Source organism: Pseudomonas sp. NFACC05-1 (genome assembly GCF_900100135.1).
GTDB classification, from domain to species: Bacteria; Pseudomonadota; Gammaproteobacteria; order Pseudomonadales; family Pseudomonadaceae; genus Aquipseudomonas; species Aquipseudomonas fluorescens_Q.
Genome location: NZ_FMTR01000036.1, coordinates 27,254 through 42,664, shown reverse-complemented (window position 1 = coordinate 42,664; position 15,411 = coordinate 27,254). Strand labels below are relative to the sequence as shown.

General features: G+C 57.5%; 10 protein-coding genes, 1 tRNA gene and 1 pseudogene. 4 read left to right on the top strand and 8 right to left on the bottom strand.

Going from position 1 to position 15,411, the window contains the following annotated elements; genetic code table 11:
* Positions 1-138: 138 nt before the first annotated feature.
* Positions 139-303 (bottom strand): hypothetical protein, encoded by a 165-nt coding sequence (locus BLO97_RS31750; protein WP_175489872.1) that lies wholly within the window; start codon positions 301-303, stop codon positions 139-141.
* Positions 304-470: 167 nt separating this feature from the next.
* Complete coding sequence (gene dibA / locus BLO97_RS28770; protein WP_092349528.1) at positions 471-2,378, bottom strand: phosphodiesterase DibA; 1,908 nt, start codon at positions 2,376-2,378, stop codon at positions 471-473.
* A 146-nt stretch (positions 2,379-2,524) separates the two neighbouring features.
* Between dibA and desA the strand changes: the two genes are divergently transcribed.
* Positions 2,525-3,709, top strand: a complete 1,185-nt coding sequence (gene desA, locus BLO97_RS28765) for a delta-9 fatty acid desaturase DesA (RefSeq protein ID WP_072347251.1) — start codon at positions 2,525-2,527, stop codon at positions 3,707-3,709.
* A gap of 296 nt (positions 3,710-4,005) precedes the next feature.
* Entirely contained in the window at positions 4,006-4,995 is a 990-nt protein-coding gene (locus tag BLO97_RS28760) for a GGDEF domain-containing protein (RefSeq protein WP_057450587.1), read from the top strand.
* A gap of 280 nt (positions 4,996-5,275) precedes the next feature.
* On the opposite strand, the gene BLO97_RS28755 is transcribed toward BLO97_RS28760, so the two are convergent.
* The 3 genes from BLO97_RS28755 to gabD form a co-directional block, all read right to left on the bottom strand.
* The gene (locus tag BLO97_RS28755; protein ID WP_092349525.1) at positions 5,276-6,493 is read right to left on the bottom strand and encodes an HDOD domain-containing protein; all 1,218 of its coding nucleotides are present in this window, start codon (positions 6,491-6,493) and stop codon (positions 5,276-5,278) included.
* A 138-nt stretch (positions 6,494-6,631) separates the two neighbouring features.
* Positions 6,632-7,909, bottom strand: coding sequence for a 4-aminobutyrate--2-oxoglutarate transaminase (gene gabT, locus BLO97_RS28750; RefSeq protein WP_092150261.1), 1,278 nt, complete (start codon positions 7,907-7,909; stop codon positions 6,632-6,634).
* Positions 7,910-8,082: 173 nt separating this feature from the next.
* Positions 8,083-9,525 (bottom strand): NADP-dependent succinate-semialdehyde dehydrogenase, encoded by a 1,443-nt coding sequence (gene gabD / locus BLO97_RS28745; RefSeq protein ID WP_063323510.1) that lies wholly within the window; start codon positions 9,523-9,525, stop codon positions 8,083-8,085.
* A 350-nt stretch (positions 9,526-9,875) separates the two neighbouring features.
* On the opposite strand from gabD, the gene BLO97_RS28740 reads away from it, so the two are divergent.
* Positions 9,876-9,952: transfer RNA gene (locus BLO97_RS28740), tRNA-Arg, on the top strand.
* A 90-nt stretch (positions 9,953-10,042) separates the two neighbouring features.
* Positions 10,043-10,700: pseudogene (locus BLO97_RS28735) on the top strand (IS66 family transposase); the annotation flags it as partial.
* A gap of 418 nt (positions 10,701-11,118) precedes the next feature.
* Here BLO97_RS28735 and BLO97_RS31465 read toward each other — a convergent pair.
* Genes BLO97_RS31465 through BLO97_RS28715 form a run of 3 tightly spaced genes read right to left on the bottom strand, consistent with a single transcriptional unit; the run spans position 11,119 to position 15,370 of the window.
* Entirely contained in the window at positions 11,119-12,204 is a 1,086-nt protein-coding gene (locus BLO97_RS31465) for a hypothetical protein (RefSeq protein ID WP_139197743.1), read from the bottom strand.
* Complete coding sequence (locus tag BLO97_RS28720) at positions 12,204-13,802, bottom strand: restriction system-associated AAA family ATPase (RefSeq protein WP_092349516.1); 1,599 nt, start codon at positions 13,800-13,802, stop codon at positions 12,204-12,206. The genes BLO97_RS31465 and BLO97_RS28720 overlap by 1 nt, the downstream gene beginning before the upstream one ends.
* Positions 13,799-15,370 carry a restriction endonuclease subunit S gene (locus BLO97_RS28715; protein ID WP_092349513.1) on the bottom strand — a complete coding sequence of 524 codons (1,572 nt, stop codon included), beginning with the start codon at positions 15,368-15,370 and terminating at the stop codon, positions 13,799-13,801. Before BLO97_RS28715 ends, BLO97_RS28720 begins: the two co-directional genes overlap by 4 nt.
* Positions 15,371-15,411 lie beyond the last annotated feature (41 nt).

Here is a 15,411-nt window from a genome sequence, read left to right as displayed (position 1 = left end):
TCATTTGGAAACCAAGGAGATGGCGGCGTCTGGGGCCAAGGGGTAGCACATAGCTTGGATGCAAGCTGAACCGACGCCTTCGCGAGCAAGCCCGCTCCCACAGGGGAAACGCGGTCTCACCCAGAGCCAGGTCGGCTACTAGGCCGCCTCGCGGTGGACGTTGATCTCGGGCGCCCCGTTAACCACGATGGCCGAACGCAGGCATTGCGTAGTGGGCACCTCGGCATGGATGCCGAGGTAGCCGCGCTGGGCCATGGATGGCCCTTCGCGGCGGCCCACGGAGCAATGCCGGAGAGAGGGCATGCCGAGCCTAGGCGAGGCACCGAGTGGTGGGGCAAAAGCGTTTTGCTTACTTTTGACTGGGCCGGCTTCCGGGCTTCTCAAAAGTGAGCCGCCGTCAGGGCGGAACCCTAAGTGGCCGTTACCGCAGCAACGGATATGTACCCGATCAACACCAATACCACTGACGATCAAGCAATGACCGGCGCACAGTGCCAATCCAACTGCGCCGCCGCCACGGGCCGGCCAAACCAGTAGCCCTGCCCCAGCTCACACGCCTGTCCCAGCAAAAATGCCGCCTGCTCACGCTGCTCGATGCCCTCGGCGTGCACTTGCATGCCCATGCTGTGGGCCAGGGCGATGATCACCCGGACGATCGCCGCGTCATCCTCATCCCACGGTAACCCCGCGACAAAACCCTGATCGATCTTCAGCTTCTGCACCGGCAAACGCTTAAGCCGCAGCAACGACGAATAGCCCGTGCCGAAATCGTCGATAGCCAAGCGCACGCCCAGCTCCCGCAGGCGATGCATCTGCTCCAGCGCCACCTCCGGGTCATCCATCACCGCGCTTTCCGTCACTTCCAGCTCCAGGCAACCCGGATCCAGGCCCGTGTCGTGCAACACCTGCGCGACCTGGTCATACAACTCGCGACGCGCAAACAACCGACTCGATACGTTGACGGCGACAAACGACAGCGCCACGCCGGCCTGCTGCCACTGGCACATTTGCCGGCAGGCCTGGTCCATGACCCAGGCATCGACCTGGGCAATCAGGCCGGTACGTTCAGCAATGGGAATGAACTCGGCCGGCGACACCAATCCACGCGTGGGATGCTCCCATCGCACCAGCGCCTCGACACCGATCAGACGACTGGTCGCCAAGTCGTGGACCGGCTGGTAGTGAACGCGCAACTCCTGTTGCTGCAGCGCGCGCCGCAATTCGAAGGCAATCTCGACCCGCTGCTGGGCGTGGGCGGTGAGTTCTTCGGTGTACAAGGCGTAGCCGTCGCGTCCGGCGCTCTTGGCCTTGAACAACGCCGAATCGGCATTGCGCAGCAGCTGCCCGGCGCTCAGGGCATCGCCGGGAAACAGGCTGATGCCGATGCTGGCATTGATGAACAATGCATGGTCATCGAACCGCAGGGGCTCTTTCAAGGCGTCTAGGATGCGCCGGGCCAGCGCCGCTGCCTGGCCTGGCTGCGAGCAGTTTTCCACCAGCACCGCAAATTCGTCGCCCCCCAGCCGGGCCAGGGTCACGCCCGGCGCAAAAAGCCCGCGAAACCGCTCGGCCACGCCTTTGAGCAACTCATCGCCTACGTTGTGACCCAGGCTGTCATTGATGTTCTTGAAGTGATCCAGGTCCAGCAGCAACAGGGCACAGCCACGCTTGTGCAACTGCGCCGACGCCAGGGCCTGCTCGGTACGATCGGAAAACAGCAGGCGGTTGGGCAAGCCGGTCAGCGGGTCGTGATGGGCCAGGTAGGCCAGTTCGTGCTCGGAATCCTTGATGGCACTGATGTCAGAAAACACCGCGACATAATGGCTGACCTCGCCGCTGTCGTCGCGAATGACGCGGATCGTCTGCCATTGCGGGTAGATCTCACCGCTTTTACGCCGATTCCAGATCTCGCCGCTCCACTCCCCCTGGCTGTCCAGGGAGGTAAACATGTCGCGATAGAATTCCGCCCCATGACGACCGGACTTGAACAGGCTGGGGCGCTGGCCCAGCACTTCATCCCGCACATAACCAGTGATCGCCATGAAGGCCCGGTTCACGTGCACAATCAGGCCGTTGCGGTCGGTCACCAACACCCCTTCGCGGGTGCAATCGAAGACGGCGGCAGCCTGGCGCAGACGCTCGCGATCGGCGCCGTGCTCACCCTTGGCGAAAAATCGCGAGATCCGCGCCCGCGCCAAGAAGATCAACCCGGCGCTGAGCAGGACCCAGGCATAGCCGTTGATCAGCAGCCAGCGTTGTCTGTCAGCGAATTGATCGAAGAAACTGCTCAATAAATAACCAATCAGCTGCAGCCAGACGACTGACAACACGAGGTAAAGCAGCGCTACGCGCATGGCACTGCGTTGATAAGCAGGCATTCGGCCATCCATGTCCCTACAGAGAGGTGGGGATTATAGAGGAAGAAACATTCAGCCACTCTTATCTGAAAGGCCGACTGGTTTTATCTGTAGGGCCGGTGATAATGCAACGGCTGTTTCTATCTTTATCGAGGGCCCTACAGCCTATGTGGTACGAAGGTTTTCTTGGCTTGTCGGCCTGGTCACTGGTGGCAGTCACCCTGCTGATGACCCACGTCACGATCATTGCCGTCACGGTCTACCTGCACCGTTATTCGGCGCACCGCTCCCTGGAGCTCAATGCCGGCCTCAAACATTTCTTCCGCTTCTGGCTGTGGCTGACCACGGCACAGAACACCCGTGAGTGGACCGCCATCCACCGCAAGCATCACGCCAAATGCGAAACCGAGGATGACCCTCACAGTCCGGTCATCAAGGGCTTGTCCACCGTGCTGCGCAAAGGCGCCGAGCTGTATCGCGCCGAGGCGGAAAACCCGGAAACCCTGCGCATCTACGGCAAGAACTGCCCCGACGACTGGATCGAGCGCAACCTCTACAGCCGCTTCCCGCTGCTGGGCGTGGCGATCATGGGCATCATCGACCTGCTGTTGTTCGGTACCATCGGCATCACTATCTGGGCCATCCAGATGATGTGGATCCCCGTCTGGGCCGCTGGCGTGGTCAATGGCCTGGGCCATGCCGTGGGCTACCGCAACTTCGAATGCCGCGACGCGGCGACCAACCTGGTGCCCTGGGGCATCCTGATCGGCGGCGAAGAACTGCACAACAACCACCACACCTACCCCAACTCGGCCAAGCTGTCGGTACGCAAATGGGAGTTCGACCTGGGCTGGGCCTGGATACGGGTGTTCAGTATCCTGCGCCTGGCCAAGGTCCAGCGGGTTGCGCCGATCGCCCACCGGGTCGAAGGCAAGGGCCACCTGGACATGGACACGGCCATGGCGATTCTCAACAACCGTTTCCAGATCATGGCGCAGTACCGCCGGCTGGTCATCGCGCCACTGGTGAAGCAGGAACTGGAAAAGGTCGATCACTCGGTGCGTCACCAGTTCCACAGGGCCAAACGCCTGCTGTCGCGGGAAACCAGCCTGCTGGACGAGCGTCACCACGTGCGCATCCAGAACATGCTCGAACACAGCCAGGCGCTGAAGGTGATCTACGAGAAACGCCTGGCCTTGCAGCAGATCTGGGTCAAGACCAGCAGCAACGGCCACGACATGCTCGCCGCCATCAAGGAATGGGTCCACGAGGCCGAGGCTAGCGGCATCCAGTCCCTGCGCGAGTTTGCCGACCAACTCAAGACCTACTCGCTACGGCCTGCCACGGCCTGACCAGGCAACGCCAGCACTGTGGACAAGGGCTTTTTTGTGGCGAGGGAGCTTGCTCCCGCTGGGCTGCGCAGCAGCCCTCTCTTTCTTGTGAGCGCTTCGCGCTCAAGCGGGAGCAAGCTCCCTCGCCACAGGTCCAACACTTGGCACCTGACTCGCTAAATCCCCACGCCCTTCGTCGCCTGAAAAGGAACTTCGCCCCAAATCTCCTATCTCAAAGAGCACTTCGCCATCCAGGCGGGTTTTGGAGAAAGCGCGTGCGAACCAATAGCAGTGCATGCTCTTTGAGATTTGTGCCGATGGTCGACAAGAACCTACAGGATTACTCCCTACCTCATTGGCCCGAGGCAGCCCAGACGCTCATGGCGCTGATGCATGCCCAAGGCGAAGTGGCGCGCCTGAGCGAGCGTGAGCAGCTGTTCAGCTCGTTGCTGGTCAGCGTCAATGCCGTGCTGTGGGCGTTCAACTGGGAAACCCGACAGGTGCTGTATGTCAGCCCCGCCTACGAGCGGATCTTCGGCCGCCCCGCCGGCCTGGTCCTGGCTGACTTCAACGAATGGCGCGACGCCATTTACCCCGACGACCTGGAGTACGCCGAGCGCAGCCTGGCCGAGGTTTTGGTCAAAGGCGCCGTCGAAGACCGTGAATACCGCATCATTGCCGGCAACGGCCAAATCCGCTGGCTGAGCGACAAATGCTTCATCAACCGCAAGGCCGAGCCAGGGCAACCGGTGATTGTGGTGGGCATTGCCGAAGACATCACCGAAAAGAAGCTGCTGGAAAGCGAACTGCAGCGCTTGGCGACCACCGACGTGCTGACCCAAAGCAGCAATCGTCGGCATTTCTTCGAATGCGCCCACCGCGAGTTCGAGCAGGCACGGCTACAAGGTATGCCCATGGCGTTCCTGTTGCTGGACATCGATGACTTCAAGGTGATCAACGACACCTACGGCCATCAGGAAGGCGATACCGTGTTGCAGAGAATCGCCGAAAGCGGGCGGTCCGTGCTCCGGCGCGGTGACCTGTTCGGGCGGATCGGCGGCGAAGAGTTCGCCGCGGTGTTCCCCGGCTGCCCCCCGGACATGGCGCTGCAAGTGGCCGAGCGGTTGCAACGGGAAATCCAGCGCCTGATGTTCCGCTGCGGTGAACAGAGTTTCGGCATTACCGTCAGCCAGGGCCTGACCGGCATTACCCCCGAAGACCAGTCCCTCGACAGCCTGTTCGCCCGCGCCGACGCAGCCATGTACGAAGCCAAGCGCAAAGGGAAGAACCGCATCATCGCGGCTTGACGCCAATCGCAGTGCTGTTGAGCCCAGTCATGCCGCTCCCACAGCTCTGGTTTCGAGGCGGATGCGAAATTCCGAGCCACCGACAATCCCCTGTGGCGAGGGAGCTTGCTCCCGCTCGGCTGCGCAGCAGTCGCAAAACCGAACAACGTGTTCTGCCTGTAAGCATGCTGAGGGCCTGCTGCGCAGGCCAGCGGGAGCAAGCTCCCTCGCCACAGGTTCTGGCCTGTCTGGACTGCCACCATCGCGAGCAAGCTCGCTCCCACAGGGCTGGGCAGTGGCTTTATTTGCGGCGCAACCGTGTCAACTCCGGCAAGCCGATCTTCAGCAGCCGCGCCGTGCGGCCACGGGCCAGTTCTTCAAGACCCTCATGCGCGGGCAGATGCGCCATCTGCGCTGCCATGTTCATCACCAAGGCTTCACGGGAATACACCCCGCCCCCCAAGTTATAGACCGCCGCGATCAACTCCCGCAGCTCCAACGGCAGACGCCAGCGGGCACGTAACGCCGAGCCGAAACTGGCGCCGAACATGTCCAGCGAGTCGCCGACTTCCTCCGGCTCGTCCAGCTCGCCACCGGCCTGTTTCCACTCTTCCAGGCAGCGCAGCAACGCCAGGTCGCCCAGGCGATGCAACAAGCCGGCGCAATAGCAGCGCTCCTGCTCCAGGTCCAGCAAGCGCGCCATCGTCCGGGCGTATTCGGCCGTGTGCAGCGACAGCTCCCAGTAACGCTCGGCATAGTCCGCCAGGCATGGGACGCTGAGCCGGGCGCAGCGTTTGAGGGTCAGGGCGAGGATCAGGTTCATGCTTGGTCCGGAACCAAGCTGGTGCAGCGCCTGGGCCACCGTCTGCACCGGGCCACCGCCCTGATGCTGGGCAGCACTGTTGGCCGCCGCGATCAGCACGGCGGTAATTTGCGGGTCGGTGCGGATTTCTTCTTCGAGCAGTTTCAGGTCCAGGCCGCCGGGGTTGAGGCTGCGCTTGACCGCCACTTGCACATCGGTCATCAAGGGCGCGCCCTCGGACAGGTCACGCCGACGTTCCAGGAAGGTGAGCAAGGTCAACGCCGGCCCCGGAACCGGCGCATCGTTGGAAGTTTCTTCACCGCCGTTCACTAACACCCCCTGCAAACGCTGGGTCAGGTTGTCCCGGTTCAAGGGTTTGGTCAGATACGCGGTCGGCGCCAGCGGCAAGACCTCGCGCACGCTGGCGCTGTCATTGCGCCGACTCATCAGGATGAACGGCAACGGCGGCGTGCGATGCTGCTGGCGAAGGCCACGCAGAATCGCCAGGCCATCAACCCCCGGCAGCTCCCAATCGGCGATCACCAGGTCGTAGGAATGCTTCGCCAGCAAATCCAAAGCCTCTTTGCCGTCGCCACAAGTGTCCACCCTGGCATCGCAGCGCACACCCGACAACACCTGCTCAAGCAGCTCACGGGACGCCGGATCGGCCTCGGCGATCAACACACGGGGTACAGCGGGTAAATCCACAGCAGTCATGCAGCATGCTCCCTTGCCATACTTGCACCTTAGACGTTGGTGGCCGTTCCAGACAGCTCAAAATTCGCCGGACAGCTTCGCCAATATGAAAAAACCCGCCAGAAGGCGGGTTTTTGTGGATCAGCGCACAACCGTCACTCAGAGTTCGGAGAAGCACTCTTCAAGGATTGCCAGGCCTTTTTCCAGTTGCTCGTCCGGAGCGGTCAGCGGCACCAGCACCCGCAGAACGTTGCCGTAGGTGCCGCAGGACAGCAGGATCAGACCCTTGTCACGCGCCTTGGCCACGACCTGGGCTACCGCTGCCGCGTTCGGCTTGTGGGAGTCGCCGTTTTCGAACAGCTCCACGGCGATCATCGCGCCCAGGGCTCGCACGTCACCAATGACCGGGTACTTCTTCTGGATCGCCTTGAGGCCGGCCACCAGACGCTCGCCCACAGCCTTGCAGCGATCCAGCAGGTGTTCTTCTTCGAACACTTCCATCACCGCCAGCGCCGCCGCACAGGCGATCGGGCTACCGGCATAGGTGCCGCCCAGGCCACCCGGCGCGATGGCATCCATGTACTCGGCCTTGCCGCACACACCGGCCAACGGGAAGCCGCCAGCGATGGATTTGGCGAAGGTGGTCAGGTCGGCGGCAACGCCCATCTGCTCCATGGCGAAGAAGGTGCCGGTACGACCGGCACCGGTCTGCACTTCGTCAGCGATCAGCAGGATGCCGTGCTGGTCGCACAAAGCGCGCAGGCGCTGCATGAATTCCTTGGGTGCTACATAGAAACCACCTTCGCCCTGTACCGGCTCGATGATGATTGCCGCGATGTCACGCGGTTCGGCGTCGTTCTTGAAGATGCGCTCGATGCTGGCGATGGAGTCGTCGATGCTCACACCGTGCAGTTCGTTCGGGTACAGCGCGCGGAAGATGCCGCCGGGCATCAGGCCCATGCCGGCCGAGTACGGCACGACTTTACCGGTCAGGCCCAGGGTCATCATGGTGCGACCGTGGTAAGCGCCGGTGAAGGCGATCACACCGGCACGGCCTGTGGCGGCGCGGGCGATTTTCACGGCGTTTTCCACCGCTTCCGAACCGGTGGTCACCAGCAGGGTTTTCTTGGCGAAATCACCCGGCACCTTGGCGTTGATTTTTTCACACAGTTCCACGTACGGCTCGTAGGCCAGGACCTGGAAGCAGGTGTGGGTCAGCTTGTTCAGCTGTTCGGTCACGGCGGCGATGATTTTCGGGTGCACGTGACCGGTGTTCAGCACGGCGATGCCGCCGGCGAAGTCGATGAACTCACGACCTTCAACGTCGGTCACCGTGGCGTTCTTCGCCGACTCGGCAAAGATCGGGTGAATCTGCCCAACACCGCGTGGAACAGCGGCGGTACGGCGGGCCATCAGGTCTGCGTTGGTCTTGCTCATTAAAATGTCCTCATTCGCCGCTCATCGGGCGGCGTGGCTCAAGGAATACATGGCAGGGAGGCAACTGCGACAGCATGCGATGATCGACTGCCGCAGCGTTCCGGCCACAAGAATCAGAACGGGTGAAACACGCAAAGGGACAGCGCTCTCGTGCCCTTTGCGCTTGAAGCTGATCAGATACCCAGGCAGAGGTATTTGATTTCCAGGTAATCCTCGATGCCGTACTTGGATCCTTCACGGCCCAGGCCCGAAGCCTTGATGCCGCCGAATGGCGCGACTTCGTTGGAAATCAACCCGGTGTTGACGCCGACCATGCCGTATTCCAGGGCTTCGGCCACACGGAATACACGGCCCAGGTCGCGGGCATAGAAGTACGAGGCCAGGCCGAACTCGGTGTCGTTGGACATCGCGATCACTTCGGCTTCGTCTTTGAAGCGGAACAGCGGTGCCAGCGGGCCGAAGGTTTCTTCCTTAGCCACGGCGGCGTTCTTCGGTACGTTGGTCAGGATGGTCGGCTCGAAGAAGTTGCCTTCCATCGCCTTGCCGCCCGACAGCACGGTCGCGCCTTTGCTGACCGCATCGGCAATGTGTTCTTGTACCTTGGCGACCGCTTTCTCGTCGATCAAGGGACCGGTGGTGGTGCCATCGTCCAGGCCGTTGCCGATCTTGAGCTTGGCGACCGCCGCCTTGAGTTTTTCCGCGAACGCGTCGTACACCGAATCCTGGATGTACAGACGGTTGGCGCAGACGCAGGTCTGGCCGTTGTTGCGGTACTTGGAAATGATCGCGCCTTCGACGGCCTTATCCAGGTCGGCGTCGTCGAACACGATGAACGGCGCGTTGCCGCCCAGTTCCAGGGAGACTTTCTTGATGTCCTTGGCACATTCGGCCATCAACTGGCGACCGATCTCGGTCGAGCCGGTGAAGGACAGCTTACGCACGATCGGGTTGCTGGTCAGCTCGCCACCGATGTCGCCGGCGCTGCCGGTCACCACGCTCAACACGCCTTGCGGGATGCCGGCGCGGTGCGCCAGTTCCACCAGGGCCAGGGCCGAGAACGGGGTTTGCGAAGCCGGCTTGATGACCATGGTGCAACCGGCGGCCAGGGCCGGGCCGGCCTTACGGGTGATCATCGCGGCCGGGAAGTTCCACGGGGTAATGGCCGCGGTCACACCAATCGGCTGCTTGATCACGATCAGGCGCTTGTCGGGTTGGTGGCCGGGAATCACGTCACCGTAGATGCGCTTGGCTTCTTCGGCGAACCATTCGATGAACGAGGCGGCGTAGACGATTTCGCCCTTGGCTTCGGCCAGTGGCTTGCCTTGTTCCAGGGTCATCAGGCGACCAAGGTCGTCCTGGTTTTCGATCAGCAATTCGTACCAGCGGCGCAGCTTGTTGGCGCGCTCCTTGGCGGTCAGTGCACGCCAGGCCGGCAGTGCCTTGTCGGCGGCTTCAATCGCCCGGCGGGTTTCGGCAGCGCCCATCTTCGGCACGGTGCCCAGCACTTCGCCCGTCGCCGGGTTGGTAACCTTGATTGTCTGACCATTGTCCGCATCGACCCAAGCGCCATCGATAAAGGCTTGCTGGCGGAACAACTGGGTGTCTTTAAGCTGCATGTCGGCTTTCCTTAACAGCACCGCGCGCACGCGGAGCGAATTAGATTTGTAGAAAAGGCGCCTCGGGGGCTGCCGTCAGGGAAATCATTCACCGGGCTGAAGCACAGAAATAACGCACAAAAGCACAGACGTGCGGTTCAGCACCCAGACAAGAGCGTTTGAAATCTCAAACGAATCCTAGGGCCGATAGGGGTGAAGGACAATAGGCTGTTCGAAAAAAAGAACGAAAAAACCGAATTTGCCTGTTTTTTCTGATCAGCGTAGCCAAGAGCCGCCGAGCAGTGTGAAAACACCGGCAAATCAGCAGCATGGACGCCCGCCATGCATATGAGTATCATGGCGCCCGCGTCGCACCAGTAGCTCAGCTGGATAGAGTACTGCCCTCCGAAGGCAGGGGTCGTGGGTTCGAATCCCGCCTGGTGCACCATATAGCAATCTAGACCTGTCTCAGACAGTCTACGAAACACCTCAAGAAGCCCGCCCTGTGCGGGCTTTCTTGTTTCTGGCTATCCATCCCTACGACTTCAGCCCGAGCCGCGTTGGCGAACATGCCCGAAACTTCCTTCGCCACTGGAACGGCAAGCTGGTCTGCGATGACTTCGCTGGCTACAAGACAGGATTTGAACGGGGCGTTACGGAGATCGGCCGCATGGCTCATGCACGCCGAAAGTTCTTCGACTTGCACGCGACCAACAAGAGCCAGATCGCCGAAAAAGCGCTGCACTACATCGCGGCCTTGTACGAAGTTGAGCGAGAGGTTCACGAGCTAGAACCGGGTGCCCGGCAGGGAATACGGCAGGAAAAATCGGCACCGATCACCGATGCGCTTCATACATGGATGATTGCCCAGAGGCAGCTTGTGCCTGAGGGATCGGCCATCGCCAAAGCCTTAGATTACAACCTCAAACGCTGGATAGCGCTGACGCGCTATCTCGATGACGGGGCCGTACCCATTGACAATAATTCGGCCGTGGGCTCTTGACCGCTCGAACTGGCTGTTCGCGGGCTCGTTACGCAGCGGTAAACGTGCGGCGGCAATCATGAGTTTGATCCAGTCGGCGCGGCTCAACGGGCATGATCCGTATGCATACTTGAAGGATGTTCTTACACGCCTGCCGACGCAGCGTGCGAGTGAGATTACCGAACTGCTGCTGCACAGGTGGGCGCCCGCTTGATCACGCAAGGTGTGTTGGGCAGACGCTTACTGTGGGGTTCATGGAGCGCTTACAAAAAAAGGCAGCCTTGAATGCAATAGGTCTTGCATTAGATGAGGAGTGGGAGTAAAGCTACCGCGCAGTAGGTTGCTGTTGGAGCGCGGATACTTGCCGTCAGCTATCAGAAGGGTGGGATGGGGGACGCTCTATCCAGACTTGACGTACCACGGTTCGGTCCGTTTCATTCAAGCCTTGCTCGTTCCGATCTGGCATCCGCCGCACATGAAATCTCTTTAGCGGATCTACTCGCAGCGTGATCCCAAATCAGCCCACGATCGCGGGCTGTTTGCTTGAGCCAAATCAATAGCTTTAAAATAAAAACCTACTCCATTAATCAGGAACCTTTAGTGGTTTGCAGATAAGCGATCTGCGCAGATTTTTATACGTTGGTAACCAAGACTTCTAAAAAAGCTTTCATATCTTCTCCGCGCCGATAACTAAGACACTCATTACGCAACATGCGAAAAACTTCTGCTTTCAAAAAGGCTTTATCAGCCAAACCATCCTGGATGACAGTATCGATATATTCAGGAATAGCTGCGGCAATTTCATCCCCCCTATTACCGCCATGATTCCCCCGCACATACCAATGCACGAAGTGCTCAAGCCAAGATCTGTATTCAGCGTTGAGGACATCCCGCTCATAACGCTCTCGAATCTTGAAAATTCGATCCCAATTTTCAGCTTCGCTTTGGGGCCCACCTTTAAACTGAATATTCCATTTTGGTAGATGAATACCATTTGTAACAGATCCAGCAAAGGGCGAACTCTTCGCCAAACTCACCCTGAAAATTGGACCGTTGTATGGGTCGACACAACGTCGCCTTCGACCATGTTTATCTCGCAGGATATCTATATTCTTCTTAAAGTCAGAGTTACATTCGCTGCACATAGGCGGTAGATTGCGAAAGTCAGCCCCTACGAAAGGATGTTTTGTAATGGGCATGTAATGATCAAGTGCATGTCTAGGTGCACCTGGGGCTCTAAAATGGCCAAGACCACAAAAGGGGCATACACGCGAAGGAAACTCTGTATATATAGCAGTGTAATGCACATCACGAAGGCATTCACTACCAATGTTTATGGTAGTGAGCTGCTCTTCAAAGAGAAATCTAAACAGGTCGACTGCCGCGTCTCGAATACCGTCGGGAAATCTATCAATCTCAACGCAGGTTGAATTATTAAATAGCGCATCCGGTAAACACGACTGTTGGCTTAACGTTTCCAGCAAAGCTTCTTGAGTGGTTAGGTTAAGAGCAATAAATTCTATCCAGAATTTTTCGAGGCGTTTCCGGATCCCCGTGCGGCTCTTTAACTTTGATCGACGGGCTACAGGTATCACCGAAGGCCACGCAACGACTTGATGCCCGCCAATTATCCGCAGCATACCATCGTTCAAGATTTGAATGATGGTATGGTTCAACCAATTTTCTACAAGTGCTTGGGGCGAATAGGTAAATAGCATCAGATTTTTTTATTCTTCAATCGACGCAGATGGTCTGCCAGAAAAGCCTTCTCTACCGACTGGCCAAGTTCGCTCAGGACGCGTTCGACCTCGCCAATATCTTCAGACATGAGCACTTCATTGATTCTTTCCTCCGCAATTCTTGAGATCGGCGGTCGAATGTTGAAGCAAGCCTCCAAAATCCGGTCGAACGTGGCTCCAAAAGTCTCTATTTGAGGCTCTTTGACGATTATCTTGCCATCGTCCCGCTCGAAAATCAGGACCTGCTCTCGGGGCATATCAGACGGTACGAAGGGCGCGTGAGATGTAAGAAGCAACTCTTGGTTTGCCCGCGAGCCTGTTAGCTCCATCAGCCGTTGAACGAACTTCACCCGCCATTGTGGGTTGAAGTGCGACTCTGGTTCGTCGAGTAAAAATAATGCGTTGGTATCCGTCATCATTGCATACGCCCCAAGGATCAGTGCTTGCTGATGCTCGCCGTCCGAGAGAGATACATAGTCAACAGCTTTCCTGCCTTCGTCAGCTGGCCAGAATCGTACTTCTTCAAAGCCGAATACCATGTCCTCCTGCTGAGGTTCTGGCAGTCGTGAAGCGAAACGACGCTCCTTCACAGCACGGTCCAATCGCTTCCGCGCAGGCCTCGGGATTGCTAGGTCGTTCAAGAGCGCGAGCTTGTGTAAAGCACGATAGAGCGAAAACGCATCATTCCAAAAATGGGCGAACGCTAACCGAGTAGCATCGTCTATGAAAAAATCGAAAGTATAGGTCTCAGTTTTCTCGTCTTCAGTCCAACAAGTTGCCGTGCGCTTCAGTGATCGTATGATGCTCTCAAGTTCATCAGTAAGCTGAATGCCTTTGCGTCCCGTAATATCCGTTCGTTTTTTTGGAGCCTTATTAATTACGGAATGCGCGAGGCGTACGACACAACGACAAGAAGCGAGATCCGAAAGACGTGCATGTCGTAAAATCTCTTCACGTGCCTCTTTAGGACCTAGGATCAGGTTTGAGAACAGAACCTCAAGGTTGGTACCGTAGTCAATAAGCATCAACCGGTTGTCAGGTACAGTATTCTTAACAGTGTCGCCGAAAGCAGCTCGTGCTACGTCTTGTGCATAACCGCTCCGGCTAACCAGAAATGGCAAGCTAAGCGTCTCGTTATCGCCGGACGTGTATCCAACAACGATTGAAGGTAGATACTTCTCAAACTCTAATGAGCCCGCCTTTACAGGTTTTTCCGAACCATCGCGATAAAGCTCAATCGGTCCCGTGGCACGCCCTTTTTTTGTGCGTAATAACGTGACTTCCTCCGGCGCATCCGCTCCAGGCGAACTGATCAAATAAGTTAGAGAAAACAGAATATCTTCGTTGGCACTCCTACGCTCTTCGGCGGGATTATGTGCGTGCCAAGCTGCCTGAAAAATTTCGGCAAGCAGTTGAAGAAATTGCGATTTACCCGAGCCATTCGGTCCGATCATGCATAACGGTGCGAGGGGATCACTTGACTTGCCGTCTAGCCCCCGTCCGAACCAAACGTCTAGTCCATCAAACAGCCCTCCGCTCGCCGAGGAACTTTCAATTTTGAGACGACGTAACCTCATGCCTTCACCCGTTGCAAGTGCATACACTCAGCGTCGTTATCGAAGACCTGACGCAGTCGCGGCGTTTCTTCAGCCAGCAATGTGAATATTGCATCACGCATCTCGTCATGCGGGATAGGATTGCGTTTAGCAACTTCTTCAAATGGTAATCCCTTATCAGGCCAATTTTCACTATCTAGAAGAAGGCGCTCTTTCGGGTCTTTGATCATCGGATTAGCTGTCTTACGCATTTGCATCTGCCTCTTTGGAGCAATTTCGCGCTCAGCGCGGATGCGGGAAAGAAGGGTGCGGGCGGGCTCATCTTTCGAGGCCTGGGCGACGAGGCCACCACGGAAGGCTTTCGAAAGGATCGCAGCATCGAGCTTGGGCAGTAATTTAAACGCAGCATCGTAATCGGATAATACGCGATCAAGCCATGCGAATGCGGTCTCGATACTGCAGACAATTTCTTTTTGCTCATCTAGAGGAAATAGAGGTATCTCAAGCGCTCCAAGCTCTTTGGCGTTAATATTGTGGACACCGCTTGTTGATCGCGCACCAGATTCAATAATCGCTCTAACTTCAGGAGCTTGTAACATCAGAGCAAGAAATTCTGGCACCACTTTATCGGGTAACGATCGAAGGCGAATTAGATAGCCTGCGTAAGCCATTCCTATAGCGTCTTCGGATACAACGGCAGGCCGCCCAACTAAACTTGCACTACCGTTGGATCGAACAACTAAAATATCTCCAACATTGAGCTTGAGAGCAGAAAACTCCTTATCATCAAGCTCCGAGTATTTCAAATTATCTAGCTCTATCTTCCCTGACACCACATTGGGAATACGCAAAACCGGAACGCCTACTGGTCTCTCGAAACTTTTCTGTGCGGTTCCGTAACGGAGACTCTCTACTAGGTCTTTAAGAAAGGAATTTTGCGGGGCCTTCCGTTTTAAAGCGCCCGACGAGTCAGTCAAAAGGTTTCCGGAAAAAGCCAAAGATAAAAGACGCGCTTTGTACTTTTCTACCAGAGCCGGAATATGATCAAGTTCATTGCGCGTACGAGTAGTGCGGGCAATCAAGCTATCTACTTTTTCTACGATGCGTTTCTGCTCAGCTAAGGGAGGCAGAGGAAGCACGCAGTCCTTCAAATAGCCTGCGGGGACCCGCTGCTGACCAACTGCACCAGACATGACTTTCTGAGCATCTTCGCGGAAAGCTTTTTGACGGATGAAGTACCAGAGGTACCTCGGCAGAACGCCTCCATGACTTCGGAATACGTGAAACTCTGTGGAGCCGAAGCCAATTCCGTTTTCGAGGCCAACTGCCACTGCCGACTTTCCATTTTCCATAGACGGGGTGATTTTGGCAAAAATTACGTCGTCTTCGGCAAATTGAGTGAAGCCTTTATTAACCTCGCGCAATGGCCTCACAACGTCATGAACGATAGCGCCCGTTAGCTCGCAAACAGCAGCCATGGGAACAAACGTGACGGTGTCGTCAAGGCTTAAGCCAACTGACTTTCGCGGATTAACATCTACGACATCATCAAAAGTTACCTCGACCCATCCGTCCGGCAGATCACTCATTCCCTGCCTCCTCTTTCGTAGCAAAGGACTGTTGGCTCTTG